Source organism: Streptomyces sp. DH12 (genome assembly GCF_020873895.1).
Taxonomy (GTDB): Bacteria; Actinomycetota; Actinomycetes; order Streptomycetales; family Streptomycetaceae; genus Streptomyces.
Map to the genome: position 1 here is coordinate 1 of NZ_JAHWGT010000669.1, position 524 is coordinate 524.

The following is a 524-nucleotide window of genomic DNA, read 5'->3' on the forward strand; positions in this document are numbered from 1 at the left end:
TTGTAGTCGTCGGCGGTGAAGGGCACGGGCGCGGTGCCGGTCATCCGGATGCCTCCCAGGGCGGACGTCGGGGCTACGGGCAGCATCCTGCCCGCCGAACGGGTACGGCGCGAGCCGGTTGCGGGGGGTTGCCCCTCCGGGGGGGGCAGAATCTCCGGCTCCGCCCCGCCCCGCCCCGCCCCGAGCGTCCGGGTGTTCCTTCGGCCGCGCGCCCTCGCACACCTCCTCACGTGAGGATCCCGGGAACCGCCGTCAGCTGCTGGCAGCCGCCGGTGGGGTGCCGGACGGTCAGGCGGATCTTCGTGCCCGGCGGGGTGCCGGACACCGCGTGGGCCAGGTCCGCGGCCGTGTCGACGCGGGTCGTGCCGACGGCGAGCAGCAGGTCGCCCTTCCGGAGGCCGGCCGTGAAGCCGGGGCCGGGGTTCTGCACGCCGACCACCAGGGCCCCCGGCCGGCCGTCGTCGGTCACCTGCACCCCTAGCCGGGCGGAGAGGGCCGGCGCGGGCACCGGGACCGGGCCCGCC

The 524-nt window shown here is 77.7% G+C and carries 1 protein-coding gene; it reads right to left on the reverse strand.

Translation table 11 applies throughout. From position 1 onward, the window contains the following. Nucleotides 1–226 precede the first annotated feature (226 nt). A partial coding sequence (locus LPA54_RS36390) for a PDZ domain-containing protein (RefSeq protein ID WP_228984793.1) occupies nucleotides 227–524 on the reverse strand: 298 nt, incomplete at its 5' end.